Origin of the sequence: Bacillus sp. FSL R7-0166, assembly GCF_038008935.1 — a bacterium.
Lineage (GTDB): Bacteria > Bacillota > Bacilli > Bacillales > Bacillaceae > Bacillus > Bacillus altitudinis.
Genome location: NZ_JBBPAC010000001.1, coordinates 1,989,506 through 2,003,533, shown reverse-complemented (window position 1 = coordinate 2,003,533; position 14,028 = coordinate 1,989,506). Strand labels below are relative to the sequence as shown.

General features: G+C 41.0%; 15 protein-coding genes. 10 read left to right on the top strand and 5 right to left on the bottom strand.

All coding sequences use genetic code 11. From position 1 onward, the window contains the following. The first annotated feature begins 106 nt into the window (after positions 1 to 106). The 4 genes from asnS to NST01_RS10165 all read left to right on the top strand — a co-directional run bounded on the left by asnS (position 107) and on the right by NST01_RS10165 (position 3,387). Positions 107 to 1,399: an asparagine--tRNA ligase gene (asnS, locus tag NST01_RS10180; protein WP_024718525.1), complete on the top strand. Its 1,293-nt coding sequence runs from the start codon at positions 107 to 109 to the stop codon at positions 1,397 to 1,399. A gap of 97 nt (positions 1,400 to 1,496) precedes the next feature. Next, positions 1,497 to 2,201: a DnaD domain-containing protein gene (locus NST01_RS10175; RefSeq protein WP_007500879.1), complete on the top strand. Its 705-nt coding sequence runs from the start codon at positions 1,497 to 1,499 to the stop codon at positions 2,199 to 2,201. A 17-nt stretch (positions 2,202 to 2,218) separates the two neighbouring features. Continuing rightward, positions 2,219 to 2,881 (top strand): endonuclease III, encoded by a 663-nt coding sequence (nth, locus tag NST01_RS10170; RefSeq protein WP_008344602.1) that lies wholly within the window; start codon positions 2,219 to 2,221, stop codon positions 2,879 to 2,881. Then, on the top strand, positions 2,878 to 3,387 hold the full coding sequence (locus NST01_RS10165; protein ID WP_019744018.1) for a YpoC family protein: 510 nt from the start codon (positions 2,878 to 2,880) through the stop codon (positions 3,385 to 3,387). Before nth ends, NST01_RS10165 begins: the two co-directional genes overlap by 4 nt. Before the next feature lie 35 nt (positions 3,388 to 3,422). Here the strand turns inward: NST01_RS10165 and NST01_RS10160 are convergent, their stop codons facing one another. Together NST01_RS10160 and recU are read right to left on the bottom strand one after the other, a co-directional pair. Then, complete coding sequence (locus tag NST01_RS10160; RefSeq protein ID WP_019744017.1) at positions 3,423 to 6,110, bottom strand: PBP1A family penicillin-binding protein; 2,688 nt, start codon at positions 6,108 to 6,110, stop codon at positions 3,423 to 3,425. A 19-nt stretch (positions 6,111 to 6,129) separates the two neighbouring features. After that, positions 6,130 to 6,765 (bottom strand): Holliday junction resolvase RecU, encoded by a 636-nt coding sequence (recU, locus tag NST01_RS10155; protein WP_017359733.1) that lies wholly within the window; start codon positions 6,763 to 6,765, stop codon positions 6,130 to 6,132. Between the two features lie 46 nt (positions 6,766 to 6,811). Between recU and NST01_RS10150 the strand changes: the two genes are divergently transcribed. Next, a complete protein-coding gene (locus NST01_RS10150) occupies positions 6,812 to 7,768 on the top strand; it encodes a DUF2515 domain-containing protein (protein WP_041507037.1) in 957 nt (318 codons plus the stop codon). 23 nt (positions 7,769 to 7,791) lie between these two features. On the opposite strand, the gene sspM is transcribed toward NST01_RS10150, so the two are convergent. Then, entirely contained in the window at positions 7,792 to 7,896 is a 105-nt protein-coding gene (gene sspM / locus NST01_RS10145; RefSeq protein WP_017359731.1) for an acid-soluble spore protein SspM, read from the bottom strand. Between the two features lie 196 nt (positions 7,897 to 8,092). On the opposite strand from sspM, the gene NST01_RS10140 reads away from it, so the two are divergent. The 3 genes from NST01_RS10140 to NST01_RS10130 all read left to right on the top strand — a co-directional run bounded on the left by NST01_RS10140 (position 8,093) and on the right by NST01_RS10130 (position 9,317). Beyond that, the gene (locus NST01_RS10140; protein ID WP_224558417.1) at positions 8,093 to 8,326 is read left to right on the top strand and encodes a DUF5446 family protein; all 234 of its coding nucleotides are present in this window, start codon (positions 8,093 to 8,095) and stop codon (positions 8,324 to 8,326) included. 49 nt (positions 8,327 to 8,375) lie between these two features. Further along, positions 8,376 to 8,756, top strand: coding sequence for a YppE family protein (locus tag NST01_RS10135; protein ID WP_225310452.1), 381 nt, complete (start codon positions 8,376 to 8,378; stop codon positions 8,754 to 8,756). A gap of 108 nt (positions 8,757 to 8,864) precedes the next feature. Then, a complete protein-coding gene (locus NST01_RS10130; protein ID WP_017359729.1) occupies positions 8,865 to 9,317 on the top strand; it encodes a YppG family protein in 453 nt (150 codons plus the stop codon). 21 nt (positions 9,318 to 9,338) lie between these two features. Here NST01_RS10130 and NST01_RS10125 read toward each other — a convergent pair whose 3' ends face one another. Beyond that, positions 9,339 to 9,758: an Hsp20/alpha crystallin family protein gene (locus tag NST01_RS10125; protein WP_007500867.1), complete on the bottom strand. Its 420-nt coding sequence runs from the start codon at positions 9,756 to 9,758 to the stop codon at positions 9,339 to 9,341. Between the two features lie 168 nt (positions 9,759 to 9,926). Between NST01_RS10125 and NST01_RS10120 the strand changes: the two genes are divergently transcribed. Continuing rightward, on the top strand, positions 9,927 to 10,433 hold the full coding sequence (locus NST01_RS10120) for a PTS sugar transporter subunit IIA (protein WP_008344623.1): 507 nt from the start codon (positions 9,927 to 9,929) through the stop codon (positions 10,431 to 10,433). A gap of 50 nt (positions 10,434 to 10,483) precedes the next feature. Here NST01_RS10120 and NST01_RS10115 read toward each other — a convergent pair whose 3' ends face one another. Further along, complete coding sequence (locus NST01_RS10115) at positions 10,484 to 11,602, bottom strand: NADH-dependent flavin oxidoreductase (RefSeq protein ID WP_024718533.1); 1,119 nt, start codon at positions 11,600 to 11,602, stop codon at positions 10,484 to 10,486. A gap of 160 nt (positions 11,603 to 11,762) precedes the next feature. Here NST01_RS10115 and NST01_RS10110 point away from each other — a divergent pair, with 160 nt between their 5' ends. Then, positions 11,763 to 14,009, top strand: a complete 2,247-nt coding sequence (locus NST01_RS10110; RefSeq protein ID WP_046343826.1) for a DEAD/DEAH box helicase — start codon at positions 11,763 to 11,765, stop codon at positions 14,007 to 14,009. Positions 14,010 to 14,028: the final 19 nt, after the last annotated feature.

The following is a 14,028-nucleotide window of genomic DNA, read 5'->3' as shown; positions in this document are numbered from 1 at the left end:
CTTGCGTTGACCATGCTGATTTAGAACGGTTATAATAAAATGTATGAAAAAAGAATCACACCTATTTAACAAGGTGAGTTTCTTTCTGGCTTTGGAGGGAAATATGTTGAAAACAACTATTAATCAAGTGTTCAAACACGTCGATGAAGAAGTAACAATCGGCGCATGGATTGCCAATAAACGTTCAAGCGGGAAAATTGCATTCTTGCAGCTTCGCGACGGGACAGGCTTTATTCAAGGAGTCGTTGTAAAAGCAGAGGTGGAAGAGGAAGTCTTTAAGCTTGCGAAATCAGTGACACAAGAGACATCGGTCTATGTCACAGGACAAGTAACAAAAGACGAACGTTCACCACTTGGTTTTGAATTACAAGTGAAATCCATTGAAGTGATTCACGAAGCAACAGATTACCCAATTACACCAAAAGAACATGGAACAGAATTCTTAATGGATCACCGTCATTTATGGCTGCGTTCTAAAAAACAGCATGCCATTATGAAAATCCGTAATGAAATTATTCGTGCTACATATGAGTTTTTCCATCAAGAAGGCTTCGTGAAAGTGGATCCGCCAATCTTAACAGGAAGTGCTCCTGAAGGAACAACAGAGCTGTTTGCTACTAAATATTTTGATGAAGATGCGTACCTTTCTCAAAGTGGACAGCTTTACATGGAAGCTGCTGCGATGGCACTCGGAAAAGTATTCTCATTCGGTCCAACATTTAGAGCAGAAAAATCGAAAACAAAACGTCATTTAATCGAGTTCTGGATGATCGAGCCTGAGATGGCATTTGTTGAATTTAATGAAAACCTTGAGTACCAAGAAAATTATGTGTCTCACGTTGTTCAAAGTGTACTTGAAAATTGTAAAGTAGAACTGCACACACTTGGCCGTGATACAGCAAAATTAGAAAACATCAAAGCACCATTCCCGCGCATCACATATGATGAAGCGATTAAATTCTTGCAGGATAAAGGATTTGATGACATTGAATGGGGAGATGACTTCGGTGCGCCGCATGAAACAGCGATCGCCGAAAGCTATGATAAACCAGTCTTTATCACTCATTACCCAACCTCATTAAAACCATTTTATATGCAGCCTGCACCAGACCGTGATGATGTCGTCCTTTGTGCAGATTTAATTGCGCCAGAAGGCTATGGAGAGATTATCGGTGGTTCTGAACGTGTTCATGATTTAGATCTGCTTGAAGCAAGACTAAAAGAACATGGGTTAGATCAAGAAACGTACAAATGGTACACAGAATTAAGACAGTATGGTTCTGTACCACATTCAGGTTTTGGTCTTGGACTTGAACGAACAGTTGCTTGGATTAGCGGAGCGCCGCATGTGCGTGAAACAATTCCATTCCCAAGATTATTAAACCGTTTATATCCTTAAGACGTGAAAGCCTCCAACATATGGAGGCTTTTTCAAACGTCTTAAGGACAGCACGTATGAGAAAACGTGATATACTGAAAGTGAAGAGGTGTATCCGATGAAAAGGCAGCAATTTATAGATATGCAGAAAATGGGTTCGACCAGTTTGCCTAATTTGCTGATTGCCCATTATGAGCAATTAGGACTGAATGAATCACAAATGATGGTCATGTTAAAGATTAAAATGAATGAAGAACAAGGCGTCTTTTTTCAGACATTTGAAGAGCTTTCACATGGTATGACCATTTCGGCCGAAGAATGTGCTTATATGGTGCAGTATTTGATTCAAAAAGGGTTTATTTCGATCCAGCCGTTTGAAGACAGGTCTGGTATTCAGCATGACCGGTACTCGGTAGAACCCTTATGGGGTGTGCTGTATGACTTTTTAGAAGCAAAACAGGCGAAAGACCTGCAAAAGAATCATGTGCAGGCTGAAAAATCTTTATATGCGCTATTTGAAGATGAGTTTGGCAGACCACTTTCTCCTCTTGAAGGGGAAACACTCTCGATCTGGATGGACCAAGACCATCATGATGCTGAGATGATTCGTCTTGCTCTAAGAGAAGCCGTTTTATCAGGAAAATTAAATTTTCGCTATATCGATCGAATATTGTTTGAGTGGAAAAAGAAAGGGCTGAAAACAGCGGAAGAAGCGAAAGAGCATAGCCAGCATTTCCGTTCGCAGCAAAAAGCCCCACCTTCAAAAGAAGAAACATCTTCATATAAAAGACAAGTTCCTTTTTATAATTGGCTGGAACAATAACCAATAAAGGAGAAGGCATGTTATCAAAAAAACAAATCAATGAATGTTTAGATATTATAGGAGATATGTTTCCAGAGGCTGAGTGTGAGCTTGTTCATTCCAATCCATTTGAACTAGTGATTGCTGTCGCACTCTCAGCGCAATGTACAGATGTTCTAGTGAACAAAGTGACCAAACATCTATTTCAAAAATATAAAACACCAGAAGACTATTTAAGTGTGCCGCTTGAAGAGTTGCAGCAGGATATTCGTTCGATCGGTCTTTATCGTAATAAGGCAAAAAACATTCAAAAATTAAGCCAAATGCTGATTGAAGATTATGGCGGTGAAGTGCCAAGAGATCGAGATGAGCTAATCAAGCTCCCAGGGGTTGGACGGAAAACAGCAAATGTCGTTGTGTCTGTCGCTTTTGGAATTCCCGCCATTGCAGTAGATACACATGTCGAGCGCGTAAGCAAACGACTTGGGATTTGCCGCTGGAAGGATTCTGTTCTTGAGGTAGAGCAAACCTTAATGAAGAAGGTGCCAAAAGAGGATTGGTCCGTGACCCATCATCGTCTCATCTTTTTCGGCAGATATCACTGTAAGGCGCAGCGGCCACAGTGTGAATCTTGTCCACTTCTTGATATGTGCAGAGAAGGGCAGAAGAGGCTGAAAAAAGGGCTGGTGAAGCTGGCATGAGCGGAGCAGCTGTTTTCACCTCATATGTCGAAAAGCTAAAAGAGAAAAAGGTAGAGATAAGCGGCGAAAAAAAGGATATATTAAGAATCAATCCACTCGCATTTGATCTATCTTCAGAACCTTTACTAGATGAGCAACCGTGGCAGAAAACGGAAGAATTTGTTCCTTTGATGTTTGATCTGTGGAATGAATTAAAAGACAACATGCTTCCTCGCTTTCAAACGAGAAAATCTCGGTGTGAAGAGGATGATATGCTGCAAGGCATTGTCAGTATGATTGCAATGTTTTACTGGATCAAAGGAGAGAAGCTTCAAACCGTTGATTGGGAGGAAATCAAACAACAGACGTTTCCAGTAGCCCCCATTAACTGGACAGAACGATTAGAGTTTATTTTACTTAAACCTACTCAATATCATTGCTTTATTCAATTGGACGAGTTATACACAGAGCTCAAAAAGCAGTATGGAAAATACGAAGCACTCAGAAAGTTAAAACAAAATCGTTAAAAAAGCACTTGCCACATAGGGCAAGTGCTTTTTTGTTATTCGTCTTCTTTGCGAGAAGTAGAATTTGACTGAGTATTTGAGCTTTGAGAATTGGCTTTCTCGTCGTCTTTCTTTTTATCTTTATTGGCATCGCTCTGTGAGTTGCTGTTTCCATTTGTACTGTCTGAGCCATCACTTGAACCACCATTGCCATTTTCGGTATTTCCGCCTTGATCTTGATCTTTTTTATCATCAGGCTTCTGCTCATCAGTGCCTTGGTTTTGATTATCATCTGTTTGATCTGTCTGTTCATCATCAGGTTGCTGTGGCTCTTCTTCTTTGTTCTCATCATCTGCTTTTTCTTCCTCTTCTTCGTCATCTTTAATGGTGAGGAAGGTAGAAGCAGCTTTACTTGTGACATCGTCTACAGTCGCTGTCACTTGGAATTTATAGGTGGATCCTGGCTTTACATCAGAGATGACGGCTTCTTTAGAAGAGCTGTTTTGAATGTCTTTATAGCCGCCATCATCGACCGCTTGCTTCACATTAAATGTTGCATCTGCATCGTCATCATAACCCCAAGTGAGTGTAATCGATTTTTTCTCTTCATCATACACCGCTTTTAAGTCAGATGGTTTGTCAGCTTCTTTCTTTTCATATGTGTCAGAAACTTTTGTTGGGACAGTTCCTTTGACGAAGTATTCCGTTGTCTTCTTATCACTTGGTGTGTTTGGTCCAGCTAACTTCGCTGGATCTGATCCTTTTTCAACCGTTGCTTCAACGACACTGTCTGGCTTTTCAAATGAGCCGCTTCCATCATCAATTTGAGAAATTAATTTCTGGAAGACCACTTTGGCAACACGTTGTTCATAATCCGTAAGCCACATTTTGCCGTCCGCATCTTTTGAGTTGCCGATTCCAGTCCACACAGCTGCTGTGTATTGCGGCGTGTAACCGACAAACCAAGAATCTTTCGCCCCGCCAGAAGGGATGTTGTATTTATTAATATCATCTTGTGTAAAGTTGGTTGTACCTGTTTTACCAGCTACTTGAACATTCGGTACTTGTGCGAGTGTACCTGTTCCAGATTGTACAGCAGTTTTCAGCATATCTGTGATCATAAATGCAGTGTAATCACTCATGGCTGCTTTAGAGTCTGGAGTTAAGTCAAGCTTCGTCCCGTCATTAAATTCAACAGATGTTACGGCATGCGGTTCATTATAGTATCCGTTGTTACCGAATGCACTAAATGCACCAGCCATTTTAAGTGAAGAGACACCTTCGTCAAATCCGCCGATTGAGTAAGACTCAGGAATGTCAGAAGGTAAATCCAGACCTAAGTTATTGGCGAATTGAACAGCATTATCTGTACCAGCTTCTTGGAAAGCTTTTAAAGCAGGGATGTTTCGTGATTGTGCCAAAGCACTTCTCATCGACATTTTCCCTAAGTGTCTTCTGTCAAAGTTGTTAATTGGTGTACCGTTAGAGTACGTATAAGGCGCATCATCAATTTGCTGATATGTTGACCATTTTTTGTTTTCAATTACAGGGCCGTAATCTAAAATTGGTTTGATTGTAGATCCCGGCTGGCGTTTTGCATCAGTGGCATAGTTAAAGCCGCCGGCTGGTACATCACGTCCACCGCCAATGGCACGAATTTCACCATTTTTTGTATCTAGCAGGGTGACTCCAGCTTGCATACCTTTCGTAAATCCGGCTGAATCCCCATTGATGATGTCATCCAGATGATCCTGTGCTTTTCGATCAAGAGAAGTATAGATTTTTAATCCATCTGTTGATACATCTACTTTGGCTTTTTTCTGTACTTCTTCCATGACTTCTTCAATATAAGCAGAGTACTTACTTGAGTTTTGACTCTTATATTTATCAGCTGAAACAACGGTTTTGCTGACAGGTGTTGCTTTTGCTTCCTCATACTCTTTTTCTGAAATATAGCCTTGTTTTTTCATTAGACCTAAAACGATATTACGGCGTTTTTCCGCTGCCTCTGGATGTTTCACAGGGTTATACGCAGAAGGACTTTGCGGCATACCCGCAAGTGTAGCAGCCTGTGCTACAGTTAGTTTATTTAAATCTGTCACTCCGAAAAATTGTTCAGCCGCTTTCCCAACCCCATAAGCATAAGGAGAGAAGAAAATACGGTTTAAATACATTTCTAAAATTTCATCTTTAGAGTATTTTTGCTCAAGCTGAATCGAGAGCCACACTTCCTGAACTTTACGTTTTAACGTCTTTTGATTGTTAAGCAGGGAGTTCTTCACAACCTGCTGTGTAATCGTACTTCCACCTTCTGCTCCAAAACCGTCCTCGACGTTTGCGACAAGAGCACCGCCAATACGGATAGGATCAATCCCGTGGTGTTTATAAAAACGTGCATCTTCAGTTGCAATAAACGCATCTTTTACCACGTCGGGTATATCTTTAATCGAGACATACGTTCTTTTCTCCGCCCCGACTTCTGCAAAGACTTTTTTGTCTTTATCATAAAGTTTTGAAGAATACGGCGTTTTTAGCTTGCTATCATCAATAGAAGGAGCGCTTGATGCAAAAACGGCAAAAGTTGTGATTCCGGCTACTAAACAAAGAAGACCGATCACGAGTAAAGATAAAAATATTTTTTTAAATAGACCTGCTTTCTTTTTGCCTTTTTTGTTCTTTTGCTTCTTATTGTTTTCTTGACTTGCTTTACGTCGCTGTTCACGACTTGTAAATTGATCAGACATCACATCTCAACCTTTCGTGTTAAACCTTTTTCGAACGTAAATGTTGCTTGCTGTCATCCGAAAAATGAAGTGTCTCCACTACTTTAATATAATCAATTCTTGGCGAATATCCAAGTGTCATGAGGTGACCTGCTTCCATTAATTCATCTTTGCTAATGGATTTTCGGCCGTTTTGCTGCTGCCGCTCCCAAAAGAAGAAGAGGTCAGTAGCGGACAAATAATAAACGGAACCAAATGCGGATATAATAACAAAACAAATACCGCCTTGCTTTTCAACCTGTTTCATATGCTCAATTTGATGGTCGTGGAAATTTTTGAGTGGAAACGAGGTGGTGCTTTTGGTTTCCTTTGCTTCAAAATCGATATAACGCCCTTTGTATACCCCGTTGTAGTCTGTTGTGGAGGATTGTTTAAAATAGGCTTCTTTAATGACAGCAGCGCTTCTTTTTGGATAATCCACATTGACAATTTGAACAGGGGTAGGCTTTTTATGAATGACTGCGATCCCGTTGACCAAATAGTACTGGTTCGTTTCATTTAAGTCAGCTTCAAGCGTCATCCCGCGGTTACTATAAGATGATTCGCCGCTGATTCTTTTTTTTGTCCCAATTTGTTGAATGGGCTGATACGATTTTCCGTTAGGATACCGAATCATCAAGTTTCAGCCTCCTTTTAATGCATTTTGTATTGGAGAGATCACCATGTTGTCACAACAAGAGCACATGATTACCCAGCATATTTTACATGAAACGAAAGCGAAAAATAAGGACAACCTGACAAGGACAAATGCGTACAAGCGCTTTTATGACCGTCATCCAGAGATGAAATGGTCTCTGCTTGCTTCTTTTGTCTCCAGAAATGCTGGATGGTCGATGACAGATTTAAAAGGCGAGCTCTTCCATCCGGGTTTAACGGATCAGCAAGGGCATCTGTTCTTTACAGCATATGAAAGAGCGAATTGGCTGATCTTTTCAGATGCTTACCCGCAGCTTCTCTTGTATGAATGGTCAAAAAGGTGCCGTAAACCTTTATTTCATCTGCTGCCCCATTTCGGTGTGTCTCGTTTTATGAGCGCTGAGTGGGAACGATTTTGGCAAACGCGTGACACAGAGCGACTGCTGCATGCACTCATCATAAATGAACAATATACTATACAATCTCCTATTATACAAAATCCTCTCCTGAAAAAGAATGTTTTTCACTCGATTCAATATCTTTTCAGCGAGTGGGCACATTTTCAAACCGTCGTTTTTCCGACAGTAGACGGGCATTTGTACGGCTTAACCATACGAAAGTTTTCCCAAGTAAAAGAGCGCATTACGTTAGGGAAAAAACTAGCAAAACTATTGTTTCGAGCCGATTTGTTTTCGGATTTTTATCATTTTTTGCATACCGTGCCGCATACGGGATCTCGATTTGATTTTGAACCGTTTTTAGGGATTGCGCGAAGGTCAAGCCCTTTCCTCAGAACGGTGTATCCAGTCATGACACATTCATTAGACGATCAAAGGGAAGATTGGTTTCAAAAGAAATTGAGTCCATCCTTGTTTGAAGTAGAGCGCTTACCAAAACAAATTGAGCTGACCGACTGGTATTTTCATAAAAAAAGGCAGCTTCGTTTTCTTTTCTCATTAGAACACTATTTTTTGCATAAATAAAAAGCAGGGGGTACCTGCTTTTTTTACGTGGATGGACGGTTAGGGCCGCCGAGCTTTTTATCAAGCTGATCTGTACTGTTTTCTTTCCCTTTTGTTTTTTGCTCTTTTGGTGCTTGCTGCTTTTTCATGACATCTACCTCCTTTGTCCTTAGAATTTACACAATCGGACGCGATCATACAAAGAAGGACAAGCACGTGTCGAAATGGAAGAAATTGCGCTTATCTTCACTTAGATTGGCGATTTAGTTCTAGTTTTGTCATGTATGAAGGAGGGAGCAAAAGAAAAGAGAATGTAACGAGAGATGATAAAGGAGGAATCTGATGATGAGCGAATTTGTATCAAAAGAATCCATTATGCAGTTGTTAGAGGAAATTGAGCGAAAGATTGATGCGGTGGAAGAAGAACTGTCTTTAGCTGTCAAAAAAACAAAAAACGCTGCCGTAGAGGAGCAAGAACAAATCATTGACCGTCTTGAATCTGAAGTGAAGGAATGTGAATTGAAAATTCATGCAGCAGAGTATAAGCTGCAGGCAAGACCCGCATATCACGCCGGATAGCTTTTCTATTTGAGCAATAAGTAAACGTTTGATAGGATGGTTCATAGAGGTGAACACTTTGGATAATCAAACATTACTTAAACATACACAAGAGTTGATCACGTGGATCGAAGAAGCATACGAGCAGTACCTAAAGGGAAAGGCAGAAGAGGAATACCCAGTTTATGATTTTTACAACGATATTCAACCGGCCGTTGTCAAATTTGATCAGCAAATGGAAGAGTGGCTTACTGCTGCTACCTCATTTATTCATCAGGCCAAACCTAGATACTTACATCAAGAACAGCTTGAAGCCGTCCAAGAAAATGGAAAAGAGGTTGTGCTGCAATCTTATTTTGGCAAACAGCATGCACCTCGTGTGAAAAATTTAGTTGAATCAGTGATTTATACACTGAACCTTTTAATAGAAGAAATCAACAAACGCAGCTGATGAAACAGCCTGCGTTTTTCTTATGGCTGCTGTAGGCACATCTTCTGCTTCCTGAACATAATATATCATTGACTTCAATATGTTTTCAGAGCGAGAGGAGCGAGATACGTGTTCCCTTATTCAAACCAGCCATCTTATGAAATGAATCAATTTCAGCAACGGCCTTTTCCGTATCCAGATATGCAGCAGCCTCCGCAGCCTCCAGAATATTTCATGCCCCCATATCAAGGTGAAATGAACCAGCCGCCGTCTGCAGGCTATCAGCCGCCTTTTGGATATCAGGAAAACTTCCAGCCTTATCAGCCGCAGCCTGAAGCAATGAATCAGCCGCAAATGCAGCCGCCGGGCATGATGCCTATGCAGCAGCCTATGAATCCTTATCCTTTGCCAAGGCCGCAAAAACAGCAATCATCTCAATTTAAAAGTGTGCTGTCACAATTTAAAAAAACGAATGGGCAATACGATTTTAATAAAATGTTTGATACTGCTGGACAAATGATGAGTACAATGAATCAAGTGGGCTCATTGGCGAAAGGATTTACTAGTATTTTTAAAGCATAGCAAAACCCAATAGATATACATCTATTGGGTTGTTTGTTTTGGCGCAGTCACACGAAGTGATTGATCTTTCCAAACGCTCTTCATATTGGTTTCATCTATTTTTGCAGGCATTAAAATGGTTTTGGTAAAGCTTGAATAGGAGGAAGTCGTGTCTGTTTTGATTTTTTCCTGTACCGATAAGTGTAAATATTGCGCTTTCACTTCTAGTGCGATATCACCTTCGACAAAATGGTCTGGAAATCGAATCTCAATATATACATATTGATCATCTTCTGTCACATCAGTTGTAATGGATGCAAGTGAATGGCTTGTGGTCATCAGCGCCTCTGCACTATTTAAAATGTCGTGAAACGGCGATGATGCAAAAAATTGTTCAATTGCTTCATATAGAATGTCTTCATTTGCTAACAACTCGTGTTTCTTTTCACTTTCATGTTTCATTTGAATCACCTCTCATCTACAGCCTATGCAAAAGGGGCTCAGGCGGTTATCAATTGATGAGAGGAAAAAATTATGATTAAATAGTGTTGAATGAAGCAAGGTGTATGGGCGTGAAAGTTTATACGCTGAATAGATCTAGAAGCAAAGCTTGAAGGGAGCAAATGAACATTGCTGAAAAAATTATTCGGTTTCGGAAAAAACCAAGATGATGTAAAGGAAGAAGTCATTTATTCTCCAGTTGATGGAGAGTTAATGGATATGACCGATGTACCAGATCCCGTTTTTTCTCAAAAGATGATGGGAGACGGCGTAGCTGTAAAACCAAAAAACGGCACCATTGTGTCACCAGTAGATGGTGAAATTATTCAACTCTTCCATACAAAACATGCAATTGGGATTCGAACACTCTCGGGGCTTGAGCTTCTGATTCATATCGGACTTGAAACGGTTGGATTAAATGGTGAAGGCTTTGAAGCACACATAAAAGAAGGGGATAAAGTGAAAGCAGGTGATCCTCTCATTACGTGTGATTTAGCGCTGATTGAAGAAAAAGCGGCAAGCACAGTGACACCAATTGTCATCATGAATGGTGATTTAGTAGAACATCTTGACAAAGAACCTAAGGGCTCTGTAGAAAAGCAGACGTCCAAGCTTTTTACAGTGAAAATGAAATAATCCAAATAAAACTACCCTGAGTTGATAGGGTAGTTTTTTGATTGAGGACATTAATCCTCCATTGGAACCCAGCCTTTACTTGCTTCCATGACAGTCCATAAACCCTCTGGAATCATGTACTTGTCTTTTTGACTGCGTTTAATGACGGTTTCAATCTCGTTTTCTCTGCCTTCTTTAATCTTTACTGCCCAATCGGGATCAACAATGACTTCTCTTGCAACAGCGATGAGTGGAATCCCTTGATTGTATGCATTCAGTGCATCCTCAGCTGTAATGACGCTGCCGACGCCGATGAGTGGAAGCGTGTCACCACAGCGCTCTTTTAATAACTCCATCCGCGTCTTACTTGTATCAGCACCACGTCTTGCTTTAGCGTCAATCTCCATTAAAGAAATATGCAAGTAATCAAGGTTTTTTGTCTTAAGTACGTCCACTAAAGTAAATGTTTCTGTCATGGTTAAACCAGGTGTTTCTGGTTCTTCAGGTGATAATCGATACCCAAAGATAAATGGTTTTGTTACATGCTCTTTGATTGCTTCTTTCACTGCATCTACTACTGCAATTGGAAATGCGAGACGCTTTTCTTCGCTTCCGCCCCATTGATCTGTACGCTGATTACTATGCGGGGAGTAGAATTGCTGTAATAAATATCCGTTCGCTCCATGGATTTCGATCCCATCAAATCCCGCTTGGATTGCGCGCCTTGCTGCTTCTTTAAATGAGTCGATGATGTGAGGAATTTCTTCTTCTGTCAAAGCTCTCGCAATTTGTTTTCCATCTTTAAATACATCACTTGGCGCAACGACATCACCGTTTGGGACTAAATGAGGGAGAGCCTGAGAGCCGCCATGATGAATTTGCATAATGGCTTTTGTTCCTTTCGCTTGAATCGCAGAAGCAAGTTTTTGAAGGCCAGGTATATCTTCATCTCTTGCAATAGAAGGCTGTCCTTCAAACGCCTTACCATCTGGCGTCACGTTTGCACATGCGGTGATGACCATGCCCATTTCGCTTGATCTAGCGGTGATAAAATCAATTTCTTCCTTTGAGATCGTGCCATCCTCATGAGAACCGAAGTGTGTCATTGGTGCAACGACTAAACGGCCATCAATAGAGGCACCCCCTGGAAATGTAAAAGGTTCAAATAAAGGCTTAAATTCGTTTTTCAATCTCATCATCTTCTTCCTTAATAAAATCATTTCACTATAGAAGTGTAATAGATATTGTTACAACACATCAAAATATTTGCTCACAAGCGGTGCATCAAAAAATTGCCGCCTAGTCATGCAAACAAATATTCGGTACACTAGAATGAGAGGTGGATACCAGATGAAGAAGAAAACAATGAACGAACTCATAGAAGATTTAAAAAAAGACGAACAGGTCGAGCATTGGCATGAAATTGAAGCGAAGCCTGCACTGACTTCTCCAATTCCTGAAAGAGTAAATGACAGGCTCAAAGTGGCGCTTGAAAAAAGAGGTGTGAGCGAACTGTACATTCATCAAAAGGAAGCCTTTGAACGTGTGATGGATGGTGAAAATGTGGTGACTGTGACACCTACAGCTTCAGGTAAAACGCTTTGCTACAATCTGCCAGTTCTTCAGTCGATCGCAGAAGATCAGACAAGCCGCTCCCTCTATTTATTTCCAACAAAAGCACTTGCGCAAGATCAAAAAAGTGAATTAAACGAAATCATTCATGAGATGGATGTTCCAATTCACAGTGAAACCTATGACGGGGACACCTCCCCAGCGATTCGCCAGCGCGTCAGACAGGCAGGACATATTGTCATCACAAATCCAGATATGCTGCATTCAGCGATTTTGCCTCACCATACGAAATGGGTCAGTTTATTTGAGAACTTAAAGTATATTGTCATTGATGAGCTTCATACATATCGAGGCGTGTTTGGCAGTCATGTCGCCAATGTCATTCGCAGACTAAAGCGAATTTGTGCATTTTATGGAAGTGACCCGACCTTTATTTGTACTTCAGCGACCATAGCGAATCCGAAAGAGCTTGCAGAGCAGCTGACCGGAAGCAAGGTGCATCTCATTGAACGAAACGGAGCACCTAGCGGTAAAAAGAATTTTGTCTTTTACAACCCGCCAGTCGTCAATAAGCCATTAAATATTAGACAAAGTGCGGCCACTGTTGTGAATCAGCTCGCTAAAACATTTTTAAAAGAAAAAATTCAAACGATTGTTTTTGCTAGAAGTAGGGTAAGAGTTGAAGTCATCCTAAGTCATATTCAAGAACTAGTGAAAAAAGAAATTGGTCCTAAATCGATCCGTGGTTATCGCGGGGGCTATTTGCCGAAAGAGCGGCGCATGATTGAAAAAGGCTTAAGGGAAGGAGACATTCTCGGTGTTGTCAGCACAAACGCACTAGAATTAGGAGTAGATATTGGACAGCTAAAAGTCTGTATCATGACCGGATATCCTGGCAGTGTAGCGAGTACGTGGCAGCAGGCTGGACGAGCTGGAAGGCGTCATGAGGAAGCACTCATTATCATGGTCGCAAGTTCATCGCCACTTGACCAATATATTGTCAGGCACCCTGAATACTTCTTTAACAGACCACCTGAATCGGCAAGAATCAATCCTGAGAACCTTATCATCCTAGTCGATCATCTAAAATGTGCGTCCTACGAGCTACCGTTTCGAGAAGATGAACAGTTTGGCAGTATGGAAGTAGAAGAAATCTTGCAATACTTACATGAAGAAGGGGTTCTTCATTTCAGCGGGAACCGTTATTATTGGTCAGATCAATCGTTCCCGGCTCATGGCATCAGTCTGAGATCTGCAAGTCAGGAAAATGTCGTCATTGTCGATCAATCCGATGTAGCGAACGTTCGAATTATTGGGGAGATGGATCGATTCAGTGCGATGACCTTACTTCATGATGAAGCGATTTATTTACATGAAGGGGTTCAGTATCAAGTGGAAAAGCTAGATTATGAGCATCTTAAGGCTTATGTGAAACAAGTCGATGTAGAATATTATACAGATGCGAATTTAGCAGTTCAGCTCAAGGTGCTTGAAATTGATCAAACAACAGAGAAAGCGGCGGTATCTGTTCACTACGGTGATGTGACCGTCAATGCAATGCCGACCATTTTCAAAAAAATTCGATTATCAACTGGGGAAAATATTGGTTCCGGCCCGATTCACTTACCTGAAGAAGAGATTCATACGAGTGCTGCTTGGTTTGAATTACATGAAGCAGAGCGGACATTTGAAGAAAAAACACTTGAACAGCTCTTGCTCGGTATTGCCAATGTTCTTCAGCATATTGTTCCGGCGTTTGTCATGTGTGACCGTTCAGACATTCATGTTATTTCTCAAATAAAGGCAGCCCATACGGGGAAACCGACCGTATTTTTATATGATCATTACCCAGGTGGAATCGGTTTAAGTAAAGAGGTGCAGGCTCGCTTTGATGAAATTGCCCGTGCAGCCACTCAGCTGATTGAGCGATGCAGCTGCGAGAACGGCTGTCCATCTTGTATTGGCATGGAAATGAAAGAGATTGATGGAAAAAGCAGGATCATTCAATTGATGGCAGGATTTTAAGGGAAGGGGGAATAGACGT

What these genes read in the sequence shown, in the direction of transcription:
- NST01_RS10175 (WP_007500879.1), top strand. Translation starts at nt 1,497, where the DNA reads ATGAAAAGGCAGCAATTTATAGATATGCAGAAAATGGGTTCGACCAGT.
- nth (WP_008344602.1), top strand. Translation starts at nt 2,219, where the DNA reads ATGTTATCAAAAAAACAAATCAATGAATGTTTAGATATTATAGGAGAT.
- NST01_RS10165 (WP_019744018.1), top strand. Translation starts at nt 2,878, where the DNA reads ATGAGCGGAGCAGCTGTTTTCACCTCATATGTCGAAAAGCTAAAAGAG.
- NST01_RS10160 (WP_019744017.1), bottom strand. Translation starts at nt 6,110, where the DNA reads ATGTCTGATCAATTTACAAGTCGTGAACAGCGACGTAAAGCAAGTCAA.
- recU (WP_017359733.1), bottom strand. Translation starts at nt 6,765, where the DNA reads ATGATTCGGTATCCTAACGGAAAATCGTATCAGCCCATTCAACAAATT.
- NST01_RS10150 (WP_041507037.1), top strand. Translation starts at nt 6,812, where the DNA reads ATGTTGTCACAACAAGAGCACATGATTACCCAGCATATTTTACATGAA.
- sspM (WP_017359731.1), bottom strand. Translation starts at nt 7,896, where the DNA reads ATGAAAAAGCAGCAAGCACCAAAAGAGCAAAAAACAAAAGGGAAAGAA.
- NST01_RS10140 (WP_224558417.1), top strand. Translation starts at nt 8,093, where the DNA reads ATGAGCGAATTTGTATCAAAAGAATCCATTATGCAGTTGTTAGAGGAA.
- NST01_RS10125 (WP_007500867.1), bottom strand. Translation starts at nt 9,758, where the DNA reads ATGAAACATGAAAGTGAAAAGAAACACGAGTTGTTAGCAAATGAAGAC.
- NST01_RS10110 (WP_046343826.1), top strand. Translation starts at nt 11,763, where the DNA reads ATGAAGAAGAAAACAATGAACGAACTCATAGAAGATTTAAAAAAAGAC.